This is a genomic window from Streptomyces griseobrunneus (genome assembly GCF_046713465.1).
In the GTDB taxonomy this organism is placed as follows: Bacteria; Actinomycetota; Actinomycetes; order Streptomycetales; family Streptomycetaceae; genus Streptomyces; species Streptomyces microflavus.
In genome coordinates, this window is the sequence record NZ_CP177080.1 from 7,648,900 (window position 1) to 7,671,751 (window position 22,852).

The following is a 22,852-nucleotide window of genomic DNA, read 5'->3' on the forward strand; positions in this document are numbered from 1 at the left end:
GGTGCGGTGGGGTGACTACGGAGGTTCGCGTACATGCCGAGCAGCAGTCGTACGGCACTGGTCGAGGACCTGATGGGGCGGTTCCCCGAGGTTCCCAGGGAAGCCGTCATCAAGGAAGACCTGCTGCGCGGCGGCATGGCCTTCGACGAGTCGGCGCTCAGCGGGTCCATCGGCGGTGCCACCGGTGACGTGAAGCCGAAGTCGTACTTCATCTTCTCCTTCGACCACCGCACGCTCCCGGAACTCGGCGCCGCCGCGCTAAACCGGCCGCCCGAGGAGATCGTACTCACCGGCGGCCCCTACGGGCTGCGCCGCACCGTCGTGTCGGTGCGGGTCAACCCCGACTCCCCGTACGTCGTGCGGGGCGGCGAGGACGGCGCGCTCGGCCTCTACCTGGACGGGGCGCGGATCGCCGACGTCGGGCTGCCGCCGATGCCGGAGTACTACCGCCACAAGCTGTCCAACGGCAAGTCCGTGATGGAGGTCGCCCCGACCATCCAGTGGGGCTATCTCATCTACCTGACGGTCTTCCGGGTGTGCCAGTACTTCGGCGCCAAGGAGGAGTGCCAGTTCTGCGACATCAACCACAACTGGCGCCAGCACAAGGCGGCCGGCCGCCCGTACACCGGGGTCAAGCCGGTGGAGGAGGTGCTGGAGGCCCTGGAGATCATCGACCGGTACGACACGGCCGGTGTCTCCCGCGCCTACACCCTCACCGGCGGATCCATCACCTCCCAGGTCGCCGGGCGCGACGAGGCCGACTTCTACGGGCACTACGCGAAGGCCATCGAGGAGCGCTTCCCCGGCCGCTGGACCGGCAAGGTGGTCGCCCAGGCGCTGCCCCGCGAGGACGTGCAGCGCTTCCACGACTACGGCATCCGGATCTACCACCCCAACTTCGAGGTGTGGGACCGGCGTCTGTTCCAGCTGCACTGCCCGGGCAAGGAGCGTTACGTCGGCCGGGACGAGTGGCACCGCCGGATCCTGGAATCGGCCGAGGTGTTCGGGCCGCGCAACGTCATCCCCAACTTCGTCGCGGGCATCGAGATGGCCGAGCCCTTCGGCTTCACGAAGGTGAGCGAGGCCATCGACTCGACCACCGAGGGGCTGCGGTTCTTCATGTCGAACGGGGTCGTGCCGCGCTTCACCACCTGGTGCCCCGAGCCCACCACCCCGCTGGGCAAGGCCAATCCACTCGGCGCGCCGCTGGAGTACCACATCCGCCTCCTGCAGGCGTACCGGGCGACGCTGGAGGAGTTCGGGCTCAACTCCCCGCCCGGCTACGGCCCCGCGGGCCCCGGCCGCGCCGTGTTCTCGGTCAGCTCCTTCATGGACAGCCTCGAAGGCATGGAAGAGGAGCCCGCCGTCTGAAGATCCCCGGGGAACGGGCACCGTTCCCCGGGGATCGGGCGCGATTCGGGCGCTCCGCCCCGGCCGAGCGGGCACCGGGAGCGCCCGGAAAGCCCGCCGGTACGCGCGTGACCAGCGACGGTCCCCCGCAGAAACGGGCACGAACGGGCAGAGGGAATCCGGCGAAGAGCCTGGTCGAGCGGTCGGCCCTGCTTGTACAAACGACACATGGGCCCGAACGGACCGGGACCACCGCCTGAACAGTGCCATTGCAAGAGCCAGGGATGTGTGTCGTGGACACCGACGAACGCCGCAGAGGAATTCTCGACACCGCCCGACGGGATGGATCGGTCGAGGTGAACGCCCTCGCGGCGCTGTTCGAGGTGGCCAAGGAAACCGTCCGCCGCGATCTGCACGTACTGGAGGAGCACGGCCTCGTCCGCCGGACCCACGGCGGCGCCTACCCGGTGGAGTCGGCGGGCTTCGAGACCACGCTCGCGGTCCGCACCACCCGTAACGTTCCGCAGAAGTCACGGATCGCGGCCGCCGCCGCCGATCTGCTCGGGGACGCCGAGACCGTCTTCGTCGACGAGGGCTTCACCCCCCAGCTCGTCGCCGAGGCGTTCCCCCGGGACCGGCCGCTGACCGTCGTCACGGCCTCCCTGGCCGTCGCCACCGTCCTCGCGGACGCAGAGAAGATCTCGGTGCTGCTGCTCGGCGGCCGGGTGCGCGGCTCCACGATGGCCACCGTCGACCACTGGGCCTCCAAGATGCTCGCGGGCTTCGTCATCGACCTGGCGTACGTCGGTGCCAACGGCATCTCCCGCGAGTACGGCCTCACCACCCCCGACCCGGCCGTCAGCGAGGTCAAGGCCCAGGCCATGCGCAGCTCCCGGCGCCGGGTCTTCGCCGGGATCCACTCCAAGTTCGGTGCGGTGAGCTTCTGCCGGTTCGCCGGTGTCGGCGACTTCGAGACCATAGTCACCGACGCGGGACTCTCCTCGGCCGAAGCCCAGCGCTACTCCCTCATGGGCCCCCAGGTCATCCGCGTCTGACCCGGCCGCCCCCGGTCCCGTAACGGCCGCACCACCCCTACGACCACCGCGCCCCGCCCCCCCCGTCGGGGCGCGGTTCGCCCTGGCCGCGCCACCCCCGTACGACCCGATCACCGAGCCGCTACGACTGATCAGGAGTCCCCATGCGTCACCACCCCCGCCGACGACACGGACCACACCGCCTGCCGCGCACCGGCGCCGCGGCCGCGGCACTCGCCCTCCTCGCCGCCGGCTGCGCCGGAGCGGGCGGGACCTCCTTCGGGGGAGGCGACGCCCTCAACGTCCTGATGGTGAACAACCCGCAGATGGTCGAACTCCAGAAGCTGACGAAGCAGCACTTCACCAAGGAGACCGGCATCACCGTCCACTTCACGGTGCTGCCCGAGAACGACGTCCGCGACAAGATCAGCCAGGACTACTCCAACCAGGCCGGCCAGTACGACATCGCCACCATCTCCAACTTCGAGCTCCCGTTCTTCGCCGAGAACGGCTGGCTGCGCCCGCTGGACCAGTACGTCGACGCGGACCCGGACTTCGACCAGCAGGACATCCTCCCGCCGCTGCGCGAGTCGCTGACCCACAAGGACGGCAAGCTCTACGCCCAGCCCTTCTACGGCGAGTCCTCCTTCCTGATGTACCGCAAGGACGTCTTCGAGAAGGAAGGGCTCACCATGCCCGCCGAGCCGACCTGGAAGGAGGTCGCCGAACTCGCCGCGAAGACCGACGGATCGCAGCGCGGGATGAAGGGGATCTGCCTGCGCGGGCTGCCCGGCTGGGGCGAGGTCATCGCCCCGCTCACCACCGTCGTCAACACCATGGGCGGCACCTGGTTCACCGAGGACTGGCAACCACGGCTGACCTCACCGGAGTTCAAGAAGGCCACCAAGTTCTACGTCGACCTGGTGCGCGAACACGGAGAGCTCGGCGCCCCGCAGTCCGGGTACGCCGAATGCCTCAACAACATGACCCAGGGCAAGACCGCCATGTGGTACGACGCCACCGCGGGCGCCGGATCACTGGAGGCCAAGGGCTCCCCGGTGAAGGGCAAGATCGGGTACGTACCGGCGCCCGTGGAGCAGACCGAGAGCTCCGGCTGGCTCTACACCTGGGCCTGGGGCATGCAGAACGCCTCCAAGAAGGCCGACGACGCCTGGAAGTTCATCTCCTGGGCCTCCGGCAAGGAGTACGAGGAGCTCGTCGGCGCCACCAGCGGCTGGTCCAACGTCCCCGCCGGGAAACGCGCTTCGACCTACGCCCACCCCGACTACCGCAAGGAAGCAGGGGCGTTCGCCGACGTCACCCAGCAGGCCATCTCCGCGGCCGACCCCAACAACCCCGGCATCCAGCCGCGCCCCACGGCGGGCATCCAGTTCGTCGGCGTACCGGAGTTCACCGACCTGGGCACCAAGGTCGCACAGGAGATCAGCGCCGCCATCGCGGGCCGCCAGTCGGTGGACGCCGCACTCGCCACCTCCCAGAAGCTGGCCGAGAAGGTCGCGGAGGAGTACCGATGACCACCACCACCGCCGTGCGGCCGACCCCACCCCGGCCGGCCCCGGCCGCCAAGCGTCCCACGGGCAGCAGAGCCCGCGCCTGGGCGACCCGCGCACCCCTCCTGCCCGCCCTCGTCTTCCTCATAGCCGTCACCCAACTGCCCTTCGTGGCAACGCTGGTGATTTCCTTCTTCGACTGGAACTCGCTCAAGCCGGACCAGCGCCACTTCACCGGGTTCGCCAACTACAGCTCCGTCTTCACCGACCCCGCCCTGCGCGAATCGGTCCTGACCACCGTCCTGCTCACCGCCACCGTGGTGATCGCCAGCGTGGTCCTGGGCCTCGCCTTCGCCCTGCTCCTGGACCGCACCTTCTTCGGCCGGGGGATGGTCCGCACCCTGCTCATCACCCCGTTCCTGATCGTGCCGGTCTCCGCGGCGCTGCTCTGGAAACACGCGCTCTACAACCCCGAGTACGGACTCTTCAACGGGGCGCTGACCTGGTTCGGGAACCTCTTCGGCATCGAGTCCGTCGCCCAGCCGGAGTGGACCTCCGAGATGCCGCTGATGGCCGTCGCCGCCGCCCTCGTCTGGCAGTGGACCCCGTTCATGATGCTGATCCTGCTGGCCGGACTGCAGAGCCGCCCCGCCGAGATGATGGAGGCCGCCCGGCTCGACGGCGCGGGACCCTGGCAGATGTTCCGCTTCCTGACCCTGCCCCACCTGCGCCGCTACCTCGAACTCGGCGTTCTGCTGGGCTCGGTGTACATCGTGCAGAACTTCGACGCCGTGTTCACCATCACCGCGGGCGGCCTCGGCACCGCCAACCTCCCGTACACCGTCTACGAGACCTTCTACCGGGCCCATGAGTACGGACTCGCGTCCGCCGTGGGTGTGGTCGTGGTGATCGGCACCGTGATCATCGCGACCTTCGCGCTCCGGGTGGTCTCCTCCCTCTTCCGTGAGGAGGCGAGCCGCGCATGAGCGCCTCGACCGCACCACCGCCCCGCACCCCCGCCACCGCGAGGAAGCCACGGCCCACGGGAAGCGCCCGCAGGCGCTCCACCGCACTGGGCCTGGCCGCCTGGGCCGTCGGCATCGTCTTCTGCCTGCCCGCCCTCTGGATGGTGCTGACCTCCTTCCACTCGGAGGCCGACGCGGCGACCAACCCGCCCTCACTGGCGGCCTCGCTGACGCTCGACGGCTACCGGACGTTCTTCGGCGGCGACGGCGGCCCGACCCCCTGGCCCCCGCTGGTCAACTCCCTCACGGCGTCGGTGGTCTCCACCCTCCTGGTGCTCCTGCTGGCGCTGCCCGCCGCGTACGCGCTCTCCATCCGGCCGGTGCGCAAGTGGACCGACGTGATGTTCTTCTTCCTCTCCACCAAGATGCTGCCGGTGGTCGCCGGCCTGCTGCCGGTGTACCTGTTCGCGAAGAACACCGGGCTCCTGGACAACATCTGGCTGCTCGTCCTGCTCTACACCTCGATGAACCTGCCGATCGCGGTGTGGATGATGCAGTCCTTCCTCGCCGACGTCCCGGTCTCCATCATCGAGGCGGCCCAGGTCGACGGGGCGAGGCTGCCCACCGTGCTGGGCCGGGTCGTCGCCCCGGTCGCCGCCCCCGGCATCGCCGCCACGGCCCTGATCTGCTTCATCTTCAGCTGGAACGAGCTGTTGTTCGCCCGGGTGCTGACCGGCGTGGTCGCCGGGACGGCACCCGTCCACCTGACCACCTTCGTCACCAGCCAGGGCCTCTTCCTCGCCCAGCTGTGCGCGGCGTCGGTGGTCGTGTCCCTGCCGGTGCTCATCGCCGGCTACGCCGCCCAGGACAAACTCGTCCAGGGCCTATCACTGGGAGCAGTCAAATGAGGGCAGCCATCGTCGAGGCCCCCGGCAAGGTGTCCGTCACCACGGTCGAGGACCCCGCGCCGGGCCGGCGTGACGTGGTCGTGAAGGTGGCGTCCTGCGGGCTCTGCGGCACCGATCTGCACATCCTCCAGGGGGAGTTCGCCCCCACCCTGCCGATCGTCCCCGGTCACGAGTTCGCCGGGGAGATCGTCGCCGTCGGCAACGACGTCACCGAACTGGCCGTCGGCGACAAGGTGGCCGTCGACCCCTCGCTGCACTGCCACGAGTGCCGCTACTGCCGCTCCGGCCGCGGCAACCTCTGCGACAACTGGGCCGCGATCGGCGTCACCGTGCCCGGTGGTGCGGCCGAGTTCGCCGTCGCCCCGGTCGCCAACTGCGTCAAGCTGCCCGAACACGTCGACGTACGGGACGCGGCACTGATCGAACCGCTCTCCTGCGCCGTACGCGGGTACGACGTCCTCAAGAGCAACCTGGGCTCCGAGGTGCTGATCTACGGCTCCGGGACGATGGGCCTGATGATGCTGGAGCTGGCCAAGCGCACGGGCGCCGCGTCGGTGGAGGTGCTGGACGTCAACGCCCAGCGCCTGGAGACCGCGAAGCTCCTCGGCTGCACGGGAGCGGCCGCCCGGGCCGAGGAGTTCGACCGCCCGGGCGGCTGGGACGTGGTCATCGACGCCACCGGCAACGCGGGGGCCATCCAGGACGGCCTGGGCCGGGTCGCCAAGGGCGGCACCTTCCTCCAGTTCGGGGTGGCCGACTACGCCACCACCGCGGTCATCGAGCCGTACCGGATCTACAACCAGGAGATCACCATCACCGGCTCGATGGCGGTCCTGCACAGCTACGAGCGGGCCGCCGCGCTCTTCGCGAGCGGGGTGCTGGACCCGGCCGTCTTCATCAGCGACCGGCTGCCGCTGGAGCAGTACCCGCAGGCGATCGACCAGTTCAAGGCCGGGGTGGGGCGCAAGATCGTGGTGCAGCCCTAGCGTGCGGGGGACCCCCCGGTCGGCGGACCTTCCGGTCAGCGGCCGGGCACGGAAGTGTCGGCGGCGAGCAGCAGTGTGTCCAGTGCCGCGCGGATGAAGGTGCTGTCGTCGGGGGTGACCAGGGTGAAGAGATGCAGCCCCGCCCCCGCGACTGTGATGTCGTACGGCTCGTAGGGGAAGCCGGCGCGGTCGTACGGATCCCGCTGCGGGGTCATCGAGAGCGATCGCCGGCCCGCCGCTTCGTAGAAGAGGGCCAGCGGACCGTCCCCGTGCTCGTCCAGGGTGTAGCCGGACGTGTCCCAGCTCGCCTCCATCTCCTCGTCGCGATGCGATGAGGAGGGCGCCGTGACCGGTGGACGTCCCGGCGCCACCGGGAACCCACGGCGCGAACACGCCGTCGGAGTCGTCTTCGCCGGAGGCGCACCGGAGCTCGGGCCAGCGGCTGAGCCATGACGTGAGAAACCGGTTCACCACGGCGGCGGCCGGTCCCTGCGCGAGGACGACGTGGTCCACTCCTGTGAACATGATTCCCTCAACTTCGCATCCCGGCCGAACGTTCCCGGCCGGGCCGCCGGGATGCGCGTGAACGGGGCGCAGGGGAGAGCCCTCCGGCGGACTGTCACGTCCGCCGGAGGGCGCCCGCGGTCTGCGAGGTGAGCCGGTCCGGGCCGCCGGACACCGGACCGGCACACCGGCCTCACACCGGGGGGATCAGGGGAAGTTGACCACGCTCGAAGGCACCGTCGACGTTCCCGAGGTGGGGGAGCCGATGTTGTTGATCACGTGCTGGTACTGCCCGTTGCCGCCGAGCGAGACGACCAGGAGGTTGTGGAACTTCACGCCCGGTTTCACCGGTGCCTTGAAGCCGTGTTCCTGGATGATCGTCGGGTCGACGTTGTAGTAGCAGTAGCTGCCCATGCCCCAGCCCTCGTGCTGTTCGACGGAGTCGTCGACCCGGTAGGCCGCGTACCCCTTCGTGCTGCCGTTCTGGATGGCGGCCTGGTTGGGTGCGTCGTACGCCTTCTCGTTCTGGAAGAAGATCGTCCGGCCGCGTTCGCCGTACCACTCCACGTCGTACTTGTTGAAGTGTTCGACGAACAGGCCGGTGGCCAGGACGTCGTCGCCGTTGACGCGGACGCCGTAGTCGGCCCGGTTGGTCTCCCAGCCCCAGCCCTCGCCGTGGTCGGCGCGCCAGATCCAGGTGTGGTCGATGATCGTGTCGTCGCTGTTGACCACCAGGCTGGTGGTCGCCTTGCCCGGGCCCGCGCCGCCGATGCGGATGAACACGTCCTGCACGGTGGTGGGGTTGGCCGAGTGGTCCGCGGAGGCGCCCTGCGGGCCGACCTCCAGCAGGGTGGGCGAGTTGACGGGACCGGCGTCGATGAGGAAGCCGGCCAGCTTCACCCCGTCGACGTCGGCGACCTTCATCGCGGTCACTCCGTTGTCCGGGATGATCGTGGCGAGGCCGAGACCGAGGACGACGGTGTTGGCGCGGTTCACGTTGATGGTCTGGTCGATGTGGTAGACACCGGGCGTGAACAGCAGGTTGAGGCCCTGGGCGAGCGCCGCGTTGATCGTCGCCGCGGTGGCGCCCTGCTTGACGACGTAGAAGCGGTTCAGCGGGATGGACTCACCCTGCTGGTTCCCGCTGTCCCAGGAGACGCCGCGCGCGTTGACGCGCTTCGCGGGGGCGAACACCTTGTACTCGTTGCCGTCCAGGTAGAGGAACGGCTTCTCGCGCGAGATCGGGGTGGTGTCCAGCGTGGTGTACGGCGGGTTCGGGTAGCTGGACGCGGGAGCGCCCTGGACGCCGGAGAAGGTCATGTTCCAGACCGCGTTGGTCCAGCCGCCCACCGAGCTGTCGCGGGTGTACCACTGCTGCTGGGAGTACGGGCCCACGGTGCCGTCGATCTTGCTGTCGGCGATGTAGCCGCCGCTGGCCCAGCCGTATCCGTCGGGCGCGAGGTTGAGTCCGCCCTTGATGTGCATGCGGCGGAAGGGGGCGGCCTGGGAGACGGCCCAGCGGTTGGTGCCGTTGACCGGGTTGAGGGTGAGGTTTTCGGCCGAACGCCAGAAGTTCTGCGTGGCGTTTCCGTTGAACCAGCCGGCGTCGACGGTCACGTCACCGTTGAACGTGGTGTCGTTCGGGTTGAGGCCGAGGCCCGCGATCTGGGTGTAGAACCCGATCTGCGCGTTGATGTTGTTGTACGTGCCCGGCTTGAAGAGCAGCGCGTGCCGGCCGGAGCCGAACTGCGCGGACTCCTGCTGCTGGAAGATCTCGTCGACCTTGCCCTGGATGTTCGGCGTGGAGGGGTCGAAGACGTGCACGTTCGGTCCGAGGTCGCCACCACCGGGAATCTCCGGGCCGCCGCCCCCGTCCCGGGTGCCGAAGACCTTGAACTCCCAGAGGGAGTAGCCGTATCCGGTGGCGCGCTCCGTGCCGGTCAGGCGTACGTAACGGGCCTCGCCGGAGACGGTGAGCGTCTCGTTCCCGCCCTGACTGGTCGTGGTGCTGTACGCGGTCGTCCAGTTGGTGCCGTTGGTGGAGAGCTCGATGCGGTAGCTCTTCGCGTGCGCGGCCTCCCAGGCGAGCTCGACCCGGCTGAGGGCGGCCGGGGAGCCGAGGTCGATCCGTATCCACTGCGGGTCGGAGAAGGCGCTGGACCAGCGCGTTCCGCCGTTCCCGTCGACCGCGTTGCCCGCGGCCGTGCCGCCGTTCTCCTCGCTGGAGGCGGTCGTCGGGCTGCCCTGGGAGAGCAGGACGGGGGCGGCCTGAGCCGGGGCGGCCTGAGCCACTCCGAGCAGGGCCGCGACCAGCGCGGTCACCAGCGCGAAGCCGAGGCCGCGCCATCGGTGGAGTGCGGCCATCGGGGGCCGCGAGGGTCTGACGAGGGCAACAGACATGTCCTGGTCTCCTGAGATGTCATAGGTGCGGGGGCGGAGGTGGGGGGGCGGGCGCAGCTCCCACAGAGGGGAGAGAGCGCTCTCTCGGTAGCCGAATGATTCTCCCGCGTTTCGGCCGCGTCAAGAGTTGTGCACAGGATCGGTGCGATCGGCCTCCGGAGGCGCTTGACGTTTCATCTCCTGAAAGCACACGGGTAGTTGGTGGAGTTCTGTGATGACGAGTCGGGTGACGCTCGATCGGCGGCCGGGCCCACTGGCCCGCGACCCCTTGACGGTTGACGCGGCTCCCGCCACGCTCCCCCCTGCGGGGGGAGCGCTCTCTCGGCCCAGCCTCCGCTACAGAGCAAGGAGTTCCCATGAACGCCCGTGGAACACCACGGCTTCGAGGCGCCCTGGCCGTCATGGCCGCGGTGGCCCTCCTGTTCACCCTCTCGGCGGCGCTCGCCCCGGAGCGGGCCGTCGCCGCGGCCGTCCTCGTCTCCCAGGGGAAACCGGCCACCGCCTCCAGCGCTGAAGGCCCCTTCACCGCCCCCAACGTCGTGGACGGCAATCCGGCGACCCGCTGGTCCAGCGAGTTCACCGACGACCAGTGGATCCGCATCGACCTCGGCACGAGCACCGCGGTCGGCCAGGTCGTGCTGAACTGGGAGGCCGCGTACGCCAGGGGCTACCGGATCGAGCTCTCCGCCGACGGGCAGCAGTGGACGACGATCCACTCCACCACCACCGGCACCGGAGGCTTCGAGACCCTCACCGTCTCGGGAACCGGACGCTACATCCGGCTGCTGGGCACCCAGCGCGCCACCCCGTGGGGCTACTCCCTCCACGAGTTCCAGGTCTACTCCACCACCGGCGGCAGCGACCCCGGCGGAGATGTCCTGCTCTCGTACGGCAAGGCCGGATCCGCCTCCACCTCCCAGCACGACGGCACCTGCTGGGAGTGCGGCCCGGACAAGGCCTTCGACCGGGACCCCGCGAGCCGCTGGGCCACCAGCCCCGAGGGCGGCTGGACCGACCCCGGCTGGATCGCCGTCGACCTCGGCGCCCCCGCCCGGATCAACCGGGTGGTCCTCCAGTGGGACCCGGCGTACGCCAGGGCCTACCGGATCGAGGTCTCCGACAACGGCGCCGACTGGCGGACGATCCACCAGACCGCCTCCGGCGCCGGCTTCAAGGAGACGCTGGACGTCAGCGGCACCGGCCGGCACGTACGGCTGTACGTCACCCAGCGCAGCGGTGAATACGGCTACTCGCTCTGGGAGTTCCAGGTCTGGGGTACTGGCGGAGCGCCGATCCCCGCACCACCGCTGCCCGCCGACCCCACGTACGACCGGCTGGTCTTCAGCGACGAGTTCAACGGCCCCGCCGGCGCCGCACCCGACCCGGCCAAGTGGGTCCCGGAGACCGGCACCGGACCCAACAACGAGCTGGAGTACTACACGAACAACAAGAACGCCGCCCAGGACGGCAACGGCTCCCTCGTCCTGGAGGCCCGCCGGGAGGCGACACCGGGCTCGGCCTGCCCGCCCGACCCGCTGAGCGGAAGCACCACGTGCCAGTACACCTCGGCGCGGCTCAACACCTACGGGAAGTTCCAGTTCACCTACGGCCGGGTCGAGGCGCGCATCAAGGTCTCCGGCACCCAGGGGCTCTGGCCCGCGTTCTGGATGCTGGGCGCGGACTACTTCGACAAGGGGCGCCCGTGGCCCTACACCGGTGAGATCGACATCATGGAACACGTCGGCAAGGAGCCGAAGACCGCCTACTCCACCCTGCACGCCCCCGCCTACAACGGCGCGGCCGGCTACGGAGGCCCCCACTCACTGCCCGGGGGCGCGGACTACGCCGGCGACTTCCACACCTTCGCCGTGGACTGGAACAGCACCGGCATGACGTTCCGGGTCGACGGCCAGGTGTCGTTCCGGGTCGACCGGGAGGAGCTGGAGCGCACCCGCGGCCCCTGGGTGTTCGACCACGACTTCTTCCTGATCCTCAACAACGCGGTCGGGGGTGACTGGCCGGGTCCGCCGGACACCACCACCCGCTTCCCGCAGAAGCTGAGCGTCGACTACATCAAGGTCTGGCAGTAGCAGGGCCTCACCAGGGGCGCGGTCCGGGTCACCGTCGGTGGCCGGGGCCGCGCCTCGCCGCGCCCGGAAGCCTCAACGGGGCGCGTACACGATCCAGAGCGGCCCGGAGGCCAGGTCGATCCGCTCGCCGCCCGGTGTGGTGAACGCCGTGTCCGCGTCCGCCGAGGGGCGCGCCCACCGGGCCTCGTACGCCTTCCCGTCACGCAGGACGTGCGCGGTCCCCGAGCCGACGGTCTCGGTGAACGGGGTGTTGTTCCCGGACCGGTCCCCGAAGGCCGAAGGGCGTACCGTCACGTCCTGCACGATCACCGTGGCGGCCCCGAGCCGCCCTCCTTCGCTCGTCCGGGCGGGGGAGCCGTCCATGGCGACCAGCCACCGCTCGCGCTCGGCGGACCAGGTGAAGGTCGTGCGCGCGGAAGGGAAGCGGACCGTACGGCTCTCCTCGGAGCTTCCGCCGGGCGGCGCCGGGCCGAACCTCAGCCCCAGCGCCTCCACGGCATCGGCCCCGGAAGCGGCGTACGGGATCCTCTCCGGCCGGAGATACAGATTGTGCGGGGCCGGCCGCTCCGGCCCGCGGAAGTACGCCCGGGGCGCGGCCGGCGGCGGCACGGCGTCGAGGGGCGCCCGGTCGATGGCCGGGAGGAGCCTGCTCTGGGCCCCGGAGAAGGCGAGCACCGGCCGGTCGAACTGGCGCAGCAGCTCCAGATCGGTCTCCCGGGCGCTGCGGACCGGTCCGATCACCGGCGGCAGCTCGGAGGAGTAGACCGCGAGGAGCCGGCTGAGACCGGCCTCCACCTGCTCGACATAGACGATGTCCGCCTGCTCGAGACCGGTCTGCGGACGCGCGGGCGCCACATTGTCGATCTTCACGGCGAGCACCTTCGCGTCCGTACCCCGGCCGGACGGGCTGTTGCTCCGGGTTTCGGGCCCCGAACCGTCCCCGCCCGTGCACCCGGCCGCGAGGAGGACCAGGAGGAGCACGGTGAGCAGCGCGGCGGCCGGTGTCTTCCCTCGGGCTACGGACATGGCGACCCGCCCTTCCGGGGCACCGGCCGGCCGTCCCGGCGGAGCGCTGCCGCGTCGCTGCCCTCTCTCCATCATCACGCACCGGGCCCGCTCACGGTTGCGTCCGCGCCCGTACCAGCCCCGGATGCCTCCGCACGTCCCGGTACGTGACCGCCCGGCCGGTGTGGCCGGAACTGAACCGCACCGCGTGCTCGATTCCGCTTCCGGTGGGACCGTCGGCTCTCTACGGTTGCACCAGCGGCGCTTTTACGCGTCCGTACGGTGACGGGTGAGGCAGAGGGGGGTCCGGTGGAAGCCGAGCTGACGGCACTGGCGGCATCGGGTGCGACGGCCTTCGTGGGGCTGATGGCCACCGAGGTGTGGAACCAGGCGCGCGGGCGGGTGGCCCGGTTCCTGGCGCGGGGCGAGGACAGCGAGGCCGTCGACGCCGAGCTGGAGGAGTCCCGCGAGGAACTGATCGCGGCGCGCCGGAGCGGCGACGAGGACGGCGCCGCGGACGTCGCGGCCCAGTGGCGGATCAGGATCCGCCGCGCCCTGCGGGACAACCCGGAGGCGGCGGACGAGCTCAGGGGTCTGCTCGACGAACTGGCCCCCCTGCAGCCGGCCGGTACCACCGTGTCGATCACGAACAACACCATCAGCGGGGGGTACTACAGCGGCCCGGTGCTCATGGCCCAGTCGATCCACGACGGCGTGCACGGGGCAGCGCCGCGGCAGGGACCGGGCACCCCGTGAGGGCCTCGGGCCGGCCTGGCCCCACCGGCCCTCCTCACGCCCCCGTCGTCAGCCCGTCCCGGCAGATCGGGCAGCGGGCCCTGCCGTCCCAGGCGTCCCAGCCGAAGGACTCCGGCGAGAACATCCGGTCCTCCAACTCCCTGCGCACCGCGACCCGGTAGGCCCAGACCCGGTCGAGGTAGGGGTGGTAGGCGTCGTTGAAGGCGGCGGAGGTGTGCCCGGCGCCCGTGCCCACCACGCGCCGGACCGCGCGCAGTTGTGCGAACGTCGCCTGCCCGGCACCGGCCACGTCGGCCGACGCGTCGATGAAGAACCGCTCGCGCACCTCGTGGACGGCCGCCTCGCCCAGGGCCGTGCGGGCGGCCCGGTCCGGGTCGGTGGAGGGGTCCTGGCCCTGGGCGATCTGCCGCAGCCGGGCGTGGCAGTCCCCGACGGCGGAGATGAACTCGATGTACACCGCGCGCCGCCGGTCCGCCGCCCCGTGGTTCTTCTCATGACGCTGGCGCAGATGGTCGGCCAGTACGGTCCCCGAGATGGCGATGAAGCCACCGCTGACCGTCGCGACGAGCGTCCCCCAGTCCACGACTTCCCCAAAGAAGTGATCGCCGTTCCGGCGGTTCCCGAATCTATCAAGGCCCGCTGCGTCAGGGGCCCTCGGACTTCGGAGCGGCGAACCGCACCGGGGCGCGGAAGCGGGCCTTGCGGGCGGCCCGGCGGAACGTGGTGAGGACGGCGGGGCCGGCCAGGGTGATGCAGACGAAGTTCGTGACGGCCCGCCCTGTGTCCCAGCCGAGCGAGGTCGCCACGTCGAAGGCGAGGTAGCGCTGCCACTGCTCGGTGAAGGGGAGGCGGGGCAGGTAGGCGATGGAGCTGTTCGGGTCCACCGAGAACGGCCAGAAGGAGAGGTTCAGCAGAAAACCGAAGAGATAGCCGGAGAGCGAGCCGTAGACGGCGAGCATCATCACCTCGCGGCGGCCCGTGGCGCGGGGCAGCATGCCCGCGAGCATGCCGACGAACGCGCAGCCGAACATCTGGTACGGCATCCACGGGCCGACCCCGCCGGTGATCAGCGCGGAGGCGAAGAGCGAGGTGCAGCCCAGCGTGAAGCCGAAGCCGGGACCGTAGACGCGGCCCGCCAGGACCAGGACGAAGAACACCGTCTCGATGCCCGCCGTGCCCGCGCCGAGCGGGCGCAGCGCGGCGTTGACGGCGGAGAGCACCCCGAGCATCGCCAGGGCCTTGGAGTTGATGCCGCCCTCGGCGATCTCGGAGATCACCACGCACAGGACCAGGACCAGCAGGACGCCGAAGATCAGCGGCGGAGCGTAGTTGGCCCCCATGCGCCCCGGTGCGACGAGGAACGGCCAGAAGAAGGCGACCAGCCCGAGGAAGGCGGCCATGGCGATGACGATTCCGGCGCGCGGGCCGATGCGGATGGCGCCCGCAGGGCGGCCGGTGAGGTCCGGCAGTTCCTTCACGCTCCCACCTCCTCGGCCGGCAGCGCCGACGCCACCTGGTCCACCGTCAGATACGGCAGCGGCGAGAGGATCTTCGCCACCTGCGGGGCGAAGACGGGGGAGGCGACGATCACTTCGGTGGTCGGCCCGTCCGCGACGATGTCGCCCTCGGCCATCACCACCACCCGGTCCGCCGCGCGGGCCGCGAACTCGACGTCATGGGTGGAGATCACCACCGACCGTCCCTCGGCGGCCAGTTCGTCGACCATGGAGATGAGCTGGGTCTTCGCCCGGTGGTCGAGCCCCCGGGTGGGCTCGTCCAGCAGCACCCGGGGCGCCGCCGTCAGCTGGATGGCGAGGACCAGCGCCAGCTTCTGCCCTTCGGAGAGGTCGCGCGGGTGGGCCGCGCCGTCGATGCCGGGAGCCAGCCGGTCCAGGATCACGCGGGCGGTGAGCCCGCCGTCCGACGCCGACGACTCGATGTCGGCCTGGTCGAGCTCCTGTTTGACGCTCTCCAGGTAGAGCAGGTCGGTCGGGGTCTGCGGGACGAGCCCGACGAGCGCTCTGGCCTCGGCAGCGGAGAGGTTCTTGGGGTCGCTGCCCTTCGCCGGTCCGCGCGAACCGCGGGAGCCGCCCGGTCCGCGCGAGCCGCCTGATCCGCGCGATGCGCCTGAGCCGGCCCCACCGTCCGGGCCACCCGTACCGTCCGCGCTGCCTGAAACGACCCGTACCGTACCGGACCTGCGCGGCCCCGAGCCCTGGAGCGCCCACAGGAGCGACGACTTGCCCGAGCCGTTGCGGCCCATCAGCGCGGTGATCTCGCCGCCCCGCAGGTCGAGGTCCACCTCACGGACCGCCGCGACACCCCGGTACGCCACCGTGATCCCGCGCGCGGTGAGCAGGGTCGCTCCGGGCTCCTCCGGCACCGGGCGGACGGCCGGGGCCGGGGTGCCCGCCAGCGCGGTGCGCAGCGGGGCGGCGGCCCGGCGTGCGTCCCGGACCGAGAGCGACAGCGGCGACCAGCGCGCTGCGCGGCCCAGCTCCACGACGGGCGGCGCGATCGACGGCGTGGCGAAGATGTCCGCCGGCGGGCCCGAGACCACGCGGCCGTCGCCGGGGAGGTGGATGACCCGGTCCGCGTACTGCACCACCCGTTCCAGCACCAGGACGCGGGGGTGGGCGGTGAGGACCGAGCCGATGGCCACGCGCTGCTGCCGCCCGCCGGAGAGCTCGTACAGCGCCCGGTGGCGCAGATCGGCGAGCCCCAGCAGATCGAGGGTCTCCTCCACCCGCTTGGGCATCACCGCCGGGGAGATCGCCAACTGCTCCATCGCGTAAGCGAGTTCCTCCTCCACCGTGTCCGTGACGAACCCGTCCAGCGGGTCCTGGCCGACCACACCGACGACATCGGCGAGTTCGCCCTCGTCGACCACCAGGTTCACGTCCCGCAGGACCGGCTCGTCGGCCCCGTCGTACACGACGGTGACCTGGTCGAAGGTGATCATGCGGCTTCCTCGGTGCGCGGCGCGGAGACGTACGGGACGGGCTTGCCCGGCGGCGGCGCCAGGAACCCGGCCGCCCCGGCGAGTAGGACGGCGGCGGCCGGGACGAGCGGCAGCGTCGGCCAGCTGAGCGGATGGATGGACGGGTTCAGCGCGGCCGGGTCGTAACCCACGTTGACGAACAGCGGCACCGCCGAGAGCACCCCGCAGGACGCCACCGCCCACTCCGCGAACCGCCAGGGATCGGGCCGGTACGTCGTCCGCGTCACCCGGCGCCCGCCGAGCCGCAGCCCGGCCAGGCAGAGCACCGCGCCGGCCGCCAGCGCGGGCAGCCCGAGCAGCTTCGGGGCGGTCGGGTCGAGGAGCCCGTACGCCCCGGCGCGGAGCCCGCACATGCCCAGCGGCATCAGCGCCCCGGTCAGGCGGCGCGAGCCACGCGTGGCGGAACCCGCCCGCCCGTAACCGCGTGAATCCATCGCCGCCGCCAGCCGCAGCGACCGCTCCAGCGCGTCCTCCAGCACGGGCACCACGATGCTCCGCAGCGCCTTGAGGCCCTTGTTGCGCCCGGCCCGCAGCCGGCGGGCGCGCGCCACCCGCTGGACGCTCTGGACCAGTTGCGGGGCCACGCTGATCGAGACGGTGACGGCCACGCCGAGCTCGTACAGCGCGCCGGGCAGCACGCGCAGCGCCCGTTTCGGGTTGGCGAGCGTGTTCGCCGCGCCGATGCAGCACAGCATGCAGGCGAGCCGGAGCCCGTCCGTGGCGGCCGACAGCAGCGCCTCGTCGCCGTACGCCGTACGGCAGGGCGCCCGACCCCGGCCGGTCTCCGCGACAACATCGCTGTCACCCTGAGCTACTACGACGCCTGGCTCAACGGACGGGGAGCCGTCGCCCTCAACGGCCTCATGGAGGACGCGGCGACCGCCGAGATCGCCCGGGCCCAGATCTGGCAGTGGCTCAAGCACAAGGCGGTCGACCGCGAAACGGTGGAGCGGCTCTTCGAGGAGGAGCTCGCCACGCTCGGCGCCACCTACCCCCGGGCCCGGCTCGACCAGGTCCGCGACCTCTTCGAACGCACCGCCCTCGCCAAGGAGCTGCCCGCCTTCTTCACCACGGAGGCGTACGCCCGCCACCTCGTCGGCCGACCGGCGGTCCAGGCATGAGCGCGCGCATCACCAAGGCCGGCGTCGCCGGCGGCGGTCAGATGGGGGCGGGAATCGCCGAGGTCTGCGCGTGGGCCGGAGTGCACACGATCGTCTGCGAGGCGGACGCCACGGCCGCCGACCGGGCCCGCGAGCGGGTCGCGATCTCCCTGGAACGTGCCGTGCAGCGCGGCAAGCTGGACCGCCTGACCGCCGAGGACTCCCTCGGCGGGCTGGTCTTCACCGGGGACCTCGACGCCCTGGCCGACCGTCAGCTCGTGGTCGAGGCCGTCGTGGAGAACGCCGAGGCCAAGACGGAGGTTTTCACCGCCCTCGACAAGATCGTCGAGGGCCCGGAGGCCATCCTGGCGACCAACACCTCCGCCACCCCCGTCATGCGCCTCGGCATGGCCACCCACCGCGCCGACCACGTGCTGGGCCTGCACTTCTTCAACCCGGTGCCCGTACTGCCGCTGGTGGAGGTCGTCCCCTCCCTGCACACCGCGCCCGCCACGGTCGCGGCGGCCGAGGAGTTCGTGACATCGGTGCTCGGCAAGACGGTGGTCCGCTCCCAGGACCGGTCCGGCTTCGTCGTGAACGCGCTGCTGATCCCGTACCTCCTCGCCGTGATCCGGATGGCCGAGTCCGGTTTCGCGACCGCCGCCGACGTCGACGTCGGCATGGAGCTGGGCTGCGCCCACCCGATGGGCCCGCTCAAGCTCGCCGACCTGATCGGCCTGGACACGGTCGCCTCCATCGCCGCATCGCTGTACGACGAGTTCAAGGAACCGCTCTACGCCCCGCCGCCGCTGCTCCAGCGGATGGTGGAGGCGGGGCTGCTCGGCCGGAAGACCGGCCGCGGGTTCCACACGTACGACCGGGGCTGAGGGGCCCGGGCCGGGGCCGCGGTTGAGGGACCGCGGCCGGTGCCGAGCGGGGTGCGGCGCAGTTGGCTGTGCTGCTTCCCACCCCGCCGCGGTGTCTCCGCGGCCCTCCTGACGGGCGGTCTGGTCCAGACCTCTTGACCGAAGGTCTGGACCATTCTACGGTTTGACAGGGTCACGACACGGGGCGGGTCGGGGCGAACCTTTCGCACCGTCGGCGGCGGACCCGGGCAGGAAGGACATACGGATCATGGGCCGTACATCACGGCTGCTGGGCCTCGGCCTGGCCGCGGCGCTCGTCGTACCGATGCTGGTCGGAGCCGCCCCGCCGAAGACCGCCGACTCCCGGAAAGCCTCGGCCGAGACCTGCGCGGTCAAGTCGAAGCCGACCGGCAAGGTGCTCCAGGGGTACTGGGAGAACTGGGACGGCGCCGCCAACGGTGTGCACCCGCCGCTCGGCTGGATCCCCATCACCGACCCCCGGATCACCCAGCACGGCTACAACGTCATCAACGCGGCCTTCCCCGTCATCCGCTCGGACGGCACCGTCCTGTGGGAGGACGGCATGGACAACACCGTCAAGGTCGCCACCCCCGCGGAGATGTGCCAGGCCAAGGCCTCCGGGCTCACCACCCTCATGTCGATCGGCGGAGCGGCCGCCGGGATCGACCTCAGCTCCAGCGCGGTCGCCGACCGGTTCGTCGCGACCGTCGTCCCGATCCTGAAGAAGTACAACTTCGACGGCATCGACATCGACATCGAGACCGGCCTCGTCGGCAGCGGCAACATCAACCAGCTCTCCCCGTCGCAGGCCAACCTCATCCGCATCATCGACGGCGTACTCGCCGCGATGCCGTCGAACTTCGGCCTCACCATGGCCCCCGAGACGGCGTACGTCACCGGGGGCAGCGTGGTCTACGGCTCGATCTGGGGCGCGTACCTGCCCATCATCAAGAAGTACGCGGACAACGGCCGCCTGTGGTGGCTGAACATGCAGTACTACAACGGCAGCATGTACGGCTGCTCCGGCGACTCCTACTCCGCCGGTACGGTCGCCGGCTTCACCGCCCAGACGGACTGCCTGAACAGGGGGCTCGTCATCCAGGGCACCACCGTCAAGGTCCCCTACGACAAGCAGGTCCCCGGCCTCCCCGCCCAGCCCGGCGCGGGCGGCGGCTACATGTCCACCTCGCTCGTCTCCCAGGCCTGGAACCACTACAACGGCTCCCTCAAGGGGCTGATGACCTGGTCCCTGAACTGGGACGGCTCCAAGGGCTGGACCTTCGGCGACAACGTGAAGCGTCTGCAGGGCCGCTGACCCCGATCCCACCGCGCCCCCGGTCCAGCCCCGGACCGGGGGCGAGGTGCGGTCCTGGCCGGACGGCCACGCGAGGAAGGCGTGAACCCGTCACGCACCGATGCGGGGCAAGGGGACAGAATCGGGTACGGATCGGGGTGATCGTCCGCCCCGGGACGGCGGCCCGTTCCCCGGGCCGGTGATGACGAAGACGCAAGAGGAGACCCGATGGTGCACGCACGGGCCGGGCAGCCGGCGCAGTCAGCGGACCTGGTCGACGTGGCACGGCTGGTGACGGCCTACTACGCCCTCCACCCCGATCCGGCCGAGCCCGCCCAGCGGGTGGCCTTCGGTACCTCGGGCCACCGCGGCTCCGCCCTCGCGGCGGCGTTCAACGACGACCACATCGCCGCCACCACCCAGGCGATCTGCGACTACCGGGCCCGTCAGGGGACCGACGGGCCGCTCTTCCTGGGCGCCGACACCCACGCCCTGTCCGAGCCCGCCCGGGTCACCGCGCTGGAGGTCCTCGCCGCCAACGGGGCCACCGTCCTGATCGACAGTGACGACGGCTACACCCCGACGCCCGCCGTCTCGCACGCCATCCTGACGTACAACCAGGGGCGCACCGAGCACCTGGCCGACGGCATCGTGGTCACCCCGTCGCACAACCCGCCCGCCGACGGCGGCTTCAAGTACAACCCGCCCAACGGCGGTCCGGCCGCCTCGGACGCCACCTCCTGGATCCAGGACCGGGCCAACGCCCTGATCGAGGCCGGACTCGGGGAGGTCCGCCGGATCCCGTACGCCCGCGCGCTGGCCGCCGACACCACGGGTCGCTACGACTTCCTGAGCCGTTACGTCGACGACCTGCCCTCCGTCCTCGACCTCGACGCCGTACGGGACGCGGGCATCCGGATCGGCGCCGACCCGCTCGGCGGCGCCTCCGTCGGCTACTGGGGGCGCATCGCGGAGCGGCACCGGATCGACCTCACCGTGGTCAACCCGCTCGCCGACCCGACCTGGCGGTTCATGACGCTGGACTGGGACGGGAAGATCCGGATGGACTGCTCGTCCCCGCACGCCATGGCCTCGCTGATCGAACAGCGCGACGCGTACACCATCGCCACCGGCAACGACGCCGACGCCGACCGGCACGGCATCGTCACCCCCGACGGCGGCCTGATGAACCCCAACCACTACCTGGCCACCGCCATCGACTACCTCTACACCCACCGGGAGGGCTGGCCCGCCGGGACGGGCATCGGCAAGACGCTGGTCTCCTCCTCGATGATCGACCGGGTCGCCCACGACCTCGGCCGCACCCTGGTGGAGGTCCCGGTCGGCTTCAAGTGGTTCGTCGACGGGCTGTTCGACGGCAGCCTCGGCTTCGGCGGCGAGGAGTCGGCCGGCGCCTCCTTCCTGCGCCGTGACGGCCGCGTCTGGACCACGGACAAGGACGGCATCCTGCTGGCCCTGCTCGCCTCCGAGATCACCGCCGTCACCGGCTCCACCCCCTCCCAGCGGTACGCCCAGCTCACCGCCCGCTTCGGTGACCCGGCCTACGCCCGCGTCGACGCACCCGCCACCCGCGGGGAGAAGGCGGTCCTGGCCAAGCTCTCCCCGCAGCAGGTCAAGGCCGACACCCTGGCGGGCGAGCCCATCACCGCGGTCCTCACCGAGGCACCGGGCAACGGGGCCGCGATCGGCGGCCTCAAGGTCTGCACCGACAGCGCCTGGTTCGCCGCCCGCCCCTCGGGCACGGAGGACGTCTACAAGGTGTACGCGGAGAGCTTCCAGGGGCCCGAACACCTCGGGCGGGTCCAGGAGGAGGCGCGCGCCCTGGTCTCGGAGGCGCTGGGCAGCGCCTGAGCCGGTGGGTACGCGACCACCGTGCCCGGCCCGCTAGGCGCCCGGCACGGTGGGCTGCACCTGACGGAGGAACGTCGCGTTGTCCGGGGTGCGGCGGACCTTGTCCAGCAGCGCCTCCAGGGCGCCGTGACCGTCCCGGGCGTGCAGGGCGCGGCGCAGCGCCCGTACGGTGGAGAGCTCGGCGGGGCCCGTCAGCAGCTCCTCGCGGCGGGTGCCGGAGCGGGCGATGTCGACGGCCGGGAAGACCCGCCGGTCCGCCAGCGAGCGGTCCAGGCGCAGCTCCATGTTGCCGGTCCCCTTCAGCTCCTCGAAGAAGAACTCGTCGGCGCGGGAGCCCGTCTCCACCAGCGCGGTCGCCAGGATGGTGAGCGAGCCGCCCTCCTCGGCGGACCGGGCCGCCCCGAACAGCTTCTTGGGGCCGGCCAGGGCCGCCGCGTCGACGCCGCCGCTCAGGGTGCGGCCGCCCGATCCGGCCGCGTTGTTGTGGGCGCGGCACAGCCGGGTGAGGGAGTCCAGCAGGACCACCACGTCGCGGCCCTGCTCGACGAGGCGCTTGGCACGCTCGACGGCCAGGTCGGCGAGGGCGATGTGCTCCTTCGCGGGCCGGTCGAAGGTGGAGGCGTACACCTCGCCGCGCACGGAGCGCCGCATGTCGGTGACCTCCTCCGGGCGTTCGTCCAGGAGGACCACCATCAGATGGCACTCGGGGTGGTTGGTGGCGACGGCGGCGGCGAGCTGCTGGAGCAGGACCGTCTTGCCGGTCCGGGGCGGTGCGACGAGAAGGCCGCGCTGGCCCTTGCCGACGGGGGAGACCAGATCGACGATCCGGAGCGCCGGACCGCCCTTCGGGGTCTCCAGCCGCAGCCGCTCGGTGGGGTGGACCGGCGTGAGGTCGTGGAAGTGGGCGCGGCCGCCCGAGGTCTGCGGCGCGAGGCCGTTGACCCGGTCGACGCCGGCGAGGACGCGCGGCTGTTCGCAGCTCCCCTCGACGGCGTCGCCCTTGCGCAGGCCGTACCGGCGGATCAGCGCGGGAGAGACCTTGATGTCGTCGGGGGAGGGGTGGCCGCCCCGGACGCGGAGCAGGCCGTGGCCGCCGGGGGCGGTGTCCAGAAGACCCGCGGCCCGGACGGGGCGCGGCTCACGGAGTACGGGGCGTTCGAGTGTGGTGGTCATGGGAGGGGTCCTTTCG

General features: G+C 71.3%; 18 protein-coding genes and 2 pseudogenes. 12 read left to right on the forward strand and 8 right to left on the reverse strand.

Going from position 1 to position 22,852, the window contains the following annotated elements; genetic code table 11:
- The first annotated feature begins 33 nt into the window (after positions 1 to 33).
- The 6 genes from ACK8N7_RS34795 to ACK8N7_RS34820 all read left to right on the forward strand — a co-directional run bounded on the left by ACK8N7_RS34795 (position 34) and on the right by ACK8N7_RS34820 (position 6,754).
- A complete protein-coding gene (locus tag ACK8N7_RS34795; RefSeq protein WP_015606790.1) occupies positions 34 to 1,371 on the forward strand; it encodes a radical SAM protein in 1,338 nt (445 codons plus the stop codon).
- A 272-nt stretch (positions 1,372 to 1,643) separates the two neighbouring features.
- The gene (locus ACK8N7_RS34800; protein ID WP_032754931.1) at positions 1,644 to 2,405 is read left to right on the forward strand and encodes a DeoR/GlpR family DNA-binding transcription regulator; all 762 of its coding nucleotides are present in this window, start codon (positions 1,644 to 1,646) and stop codon (positions 2,403 to 2,405) included.
- Between the two features lie 143 nt (positions 2,406 to 2,548).
- On the forward strand, positions 2,549 to 3,919 hold the full coding sequence (locus tag ACK8N7_RS34805) for an ABC transporter substrate-binding protein (protein WP_500445050.1): 1,371 nt from the start codon (positions 2,549 to 2,551) through the stop codon (positions 3,917 to 3,919).
- Positions 3,916 to 4,881: a carbohydrate ABC transporter permease gene (locus ACK8N7_RS34810; RefSeq protein WP_500445052.1), complete on the forward strand. Its 966-nt coding sequence runs from the start codon at positions 3,916 to 3,918 to the stop codon at positions 4,879 to 4,881. The genes ACK8N7_RS34805 and ACK8N7_RS34810 overlap by 4 nt, the downstream gene beginning before the upstream one ends.
- Positions 4,878 to 5,768 (forward strand): carbohydrate ABC transporter permease, encoded by an 891-nt coding sequence (locus ACK8N7_RS34815; RefSeq protein WP_403214311.1) that lies wholly within the window; start codon positions 4,878 to 4,880, stop codon positions 5,766 to 5,768. Before ACK8N7_RS34810 ends, ACK8N7_RS34815 begins: the two co-directional genes overlap by 4 nt.
- Positions 5,765 to 6,754, forward strand: coding sequence for a zinc-dependent alcohol dehydrogenase family protein (locus ACK8N7_RS34820; RefSeq protein WP_500445054.1), 990 nt, complete (start codon positions 5,765 to 5,767; stop codon positions 6,752 to 6,754). The genes ACK8N7_RS34815 and ACK8N7_RS34820 overlap by 4 nt, the downstream gene beginning before the upstream one ends.
- Positions 6,755 to 6,789: 35 nt before the next feature.
- On the opposite strand, the gene ACK8N7_RS34825 is transcribed toward ACK8N7_RS34820, so the two are convergent.
- Together ACK8N7_RS34825 and ACK8N7_RS34830 are read right to left on the reverse strand one after the other, a co-directional pair.
- The gene (locus ACK8N7_RS34825) at positions 6,790 to 7,068 is read right to left on the reverse strand and encodes a hypothetical protein (RefSeq protein WP_403214315.1); all 279 of its coding nucleotides are present in this window, start codon (positions 7,066 to 7,068) and stop codon (positions 6,790 to 6,792) included.
- Between the two features lie 397 nt (positions 7,069 to 7,465).
- Entirely contained in the window at positions 7,466 to 9,658 is a 2,193-nt protein-coding gene (locus ACK8N7_RS34830; RefSeq protein ID WP_500445056.1) for a pectate lyase-like domain-containing protein, read from the reverse strand.
- Positions 9,659 to 10,014: 356 nt separating this feature from the next.
- Between ACK8N7_RS34830 and ACK8N7_RS34835 the strand changes: the two genes are divergently transcribed.
- Positions 10,015 to 11,748, forward strand: a complete 1,734-nt coding sequence (locus ACK8N7_RS34835; RefSeq protein WP_500445058.1) for a discoidin domain-containing protein — start codon at positions 10,015 to 10,017, stop codon at positions 11,746 to 11,748.
- Positions 11,749 to 11,820: 72 nt separating this feature from the next.
- Here the strand turns inward: ACK8N7_RS34835 and ACK8N7_RS34840 are convergent, their stop codons facing one another.
- A complete protein-coding gene (locus ACK8N7_RS34840) occupies positions 11,821 to 12,774 on the reverse strand; it encodes a DUF3048 domain-containing protein (protein WP_500445060.1) in 954 nt (317 codons plus the stop codon).
- Between the two features lie 288 nt (positions 12,775 to 13,062).
- Between ACK8N7_RS34840 and ACK8N7_RS34845 the strand changes: the two genes are divergently transcribed.
- A complete protein-coding gene (locus tag ACK8N7_RS34845) occupies positions 13,063 to 13,509 on the forward strand; it encodes a hypothetical protein (protein WP_500445062.1) in 447 nt (148 codons plus the stop codon).
- A 34-nt stretch (positions 13,510 to 13,543) separates the two neighbouring features.
- Here the strand turns inward: ACK8N7_RS34845 and ACK8N7_RS34850 are convergent, their stop codons facing one another.
- From ACK8N7_RS34850 to ACK8N7_RS34865, 4 genes and pseudogenes are all read right to left on the reverse strand, one after another.
- Positions 13,544 to 14,092 carry a CchlQ gene (locus ACK8N7_RS34850; RefSeq protein WP_500445064.1) on the reverse strand — a complete coding sequence of 183 codons (549 nt, stop codon included), beginning with the start codon at positions 14,090 to 14,092 and terminating at the stop codon, positions 13,544 to 13,546.
- A 61-nt stretch (positions 14,093 to 14,153) separates the two neighbouring features.
- Positions 14,154 to 14,987: an ECF transporter S component gene (locus ACK8N7_RS34855; RefSeq protein WP_500445066.1), complete on the reverse strand. Its 834-nt coding sequence runs from the start codon at positions 14,985 to 14,987 to the stop codon at positions 14,154 to 14,156.
- The gene (locus ACK8N7_RS34860) at positions 14,984 to 16,471 is read right to left on the reverse strand and encodes an ATP-binding cassette domain-containing protein (RefSeq protein WP_500445068.1); all 1,488 of its coding nucleotides are present in this window, start codon (positions 16,469 to 16,471) and stop codon (positions 14,984 to 14,986) included. Before ACK8N7_RS34860 ends, ACK8N7_RS34855 begins: the two co-directional genes overlap by 4 nt.
- Positions 16,468 to 17,250: pseudogene (locus ACK8N7_RS34865) on the reverse strand (CbiQ family ECF transporter T component); the annotation flags it as partial. The pseudogene ACK8N7_RS34865 and the gene ACK8N7_RS34860, both read right to left, overlap by 4 nt.
- Here ACK8N7_RS34865 and ACK8N7_RS34870 point away from each other — a divergent pair.
- From ACK8N7_RS34870 to pgm, 4 genes and pseudogenes are all read left to right on the forward strand, one after another.
- Positions 17,248 to 17,631: pseudogene (locus ACK8N7_RS34870) on the forward strand (malate synthase A); the annotation flags it as partial. The pseudogenes ACK8N7_RS34865 and ACK8N7_RS34870 overlap by 3 nt on opposite strands.
- A complete protein-coding gene (locus tag ACK8N7_RS34875) occupies positions 17,628 to 18,497 on the forward strand; it encodes a 3-hydroxybutyryl-CoA dehydrogenase (RefSeq protein ID WP_500445070.1) in 870 nt (289 codons plus the stop codon). The pseudogene ACK8N7_RS34870 and the gene ACK8N7_RS34875, both read left to right, overlap by 4 nt.
- 247 nt (positions 18,498 to 18,744) lie before the next feature.
- Positions 18,745 to 19,812, forward strand: coding sequence for a chitinase (locus tag ACK8N7_RS34880; RefSeq protein ID WP_403214330.1), 1,068 nt, complete (start codon positions 18,745 to 18,747; stop codon positions 19,810 to 19,812).
- A gap of 207 nt (positions 19,813 to 20,019) precedes the next feature.
- Positions 20,020 to 21,663: a phosphoglucomutase (alpha-D-glucose-1,6-bisphosphate-dependent) gene (gene pgm / locus ACK8N7_RS34885; RefSeq protein WP_500445072.1), complete on the forward strand. Its 1,644-nt coding sequence runs from the start codon at positions 20,020 to 20,022 to the stop codon at positions 21,661 to 21,663.
- 33 nt (positions 21,664 to 21,696) lie between these two features.
- On the opposite strand, the gene rho is transcribed toward pgm, so the two are convergent.
- Entirely contained in the window at positions 21,697 to 22,836 is a 1,140-nt protein-coding gene (rho, locus tag ACK8N7_RS34890; protein WP_500445074.1) for a transcription termination factor Rho, read from the reverse strand.
- Positions 22,837 to 22,852 lie beyond the last annotated feature (16 nt).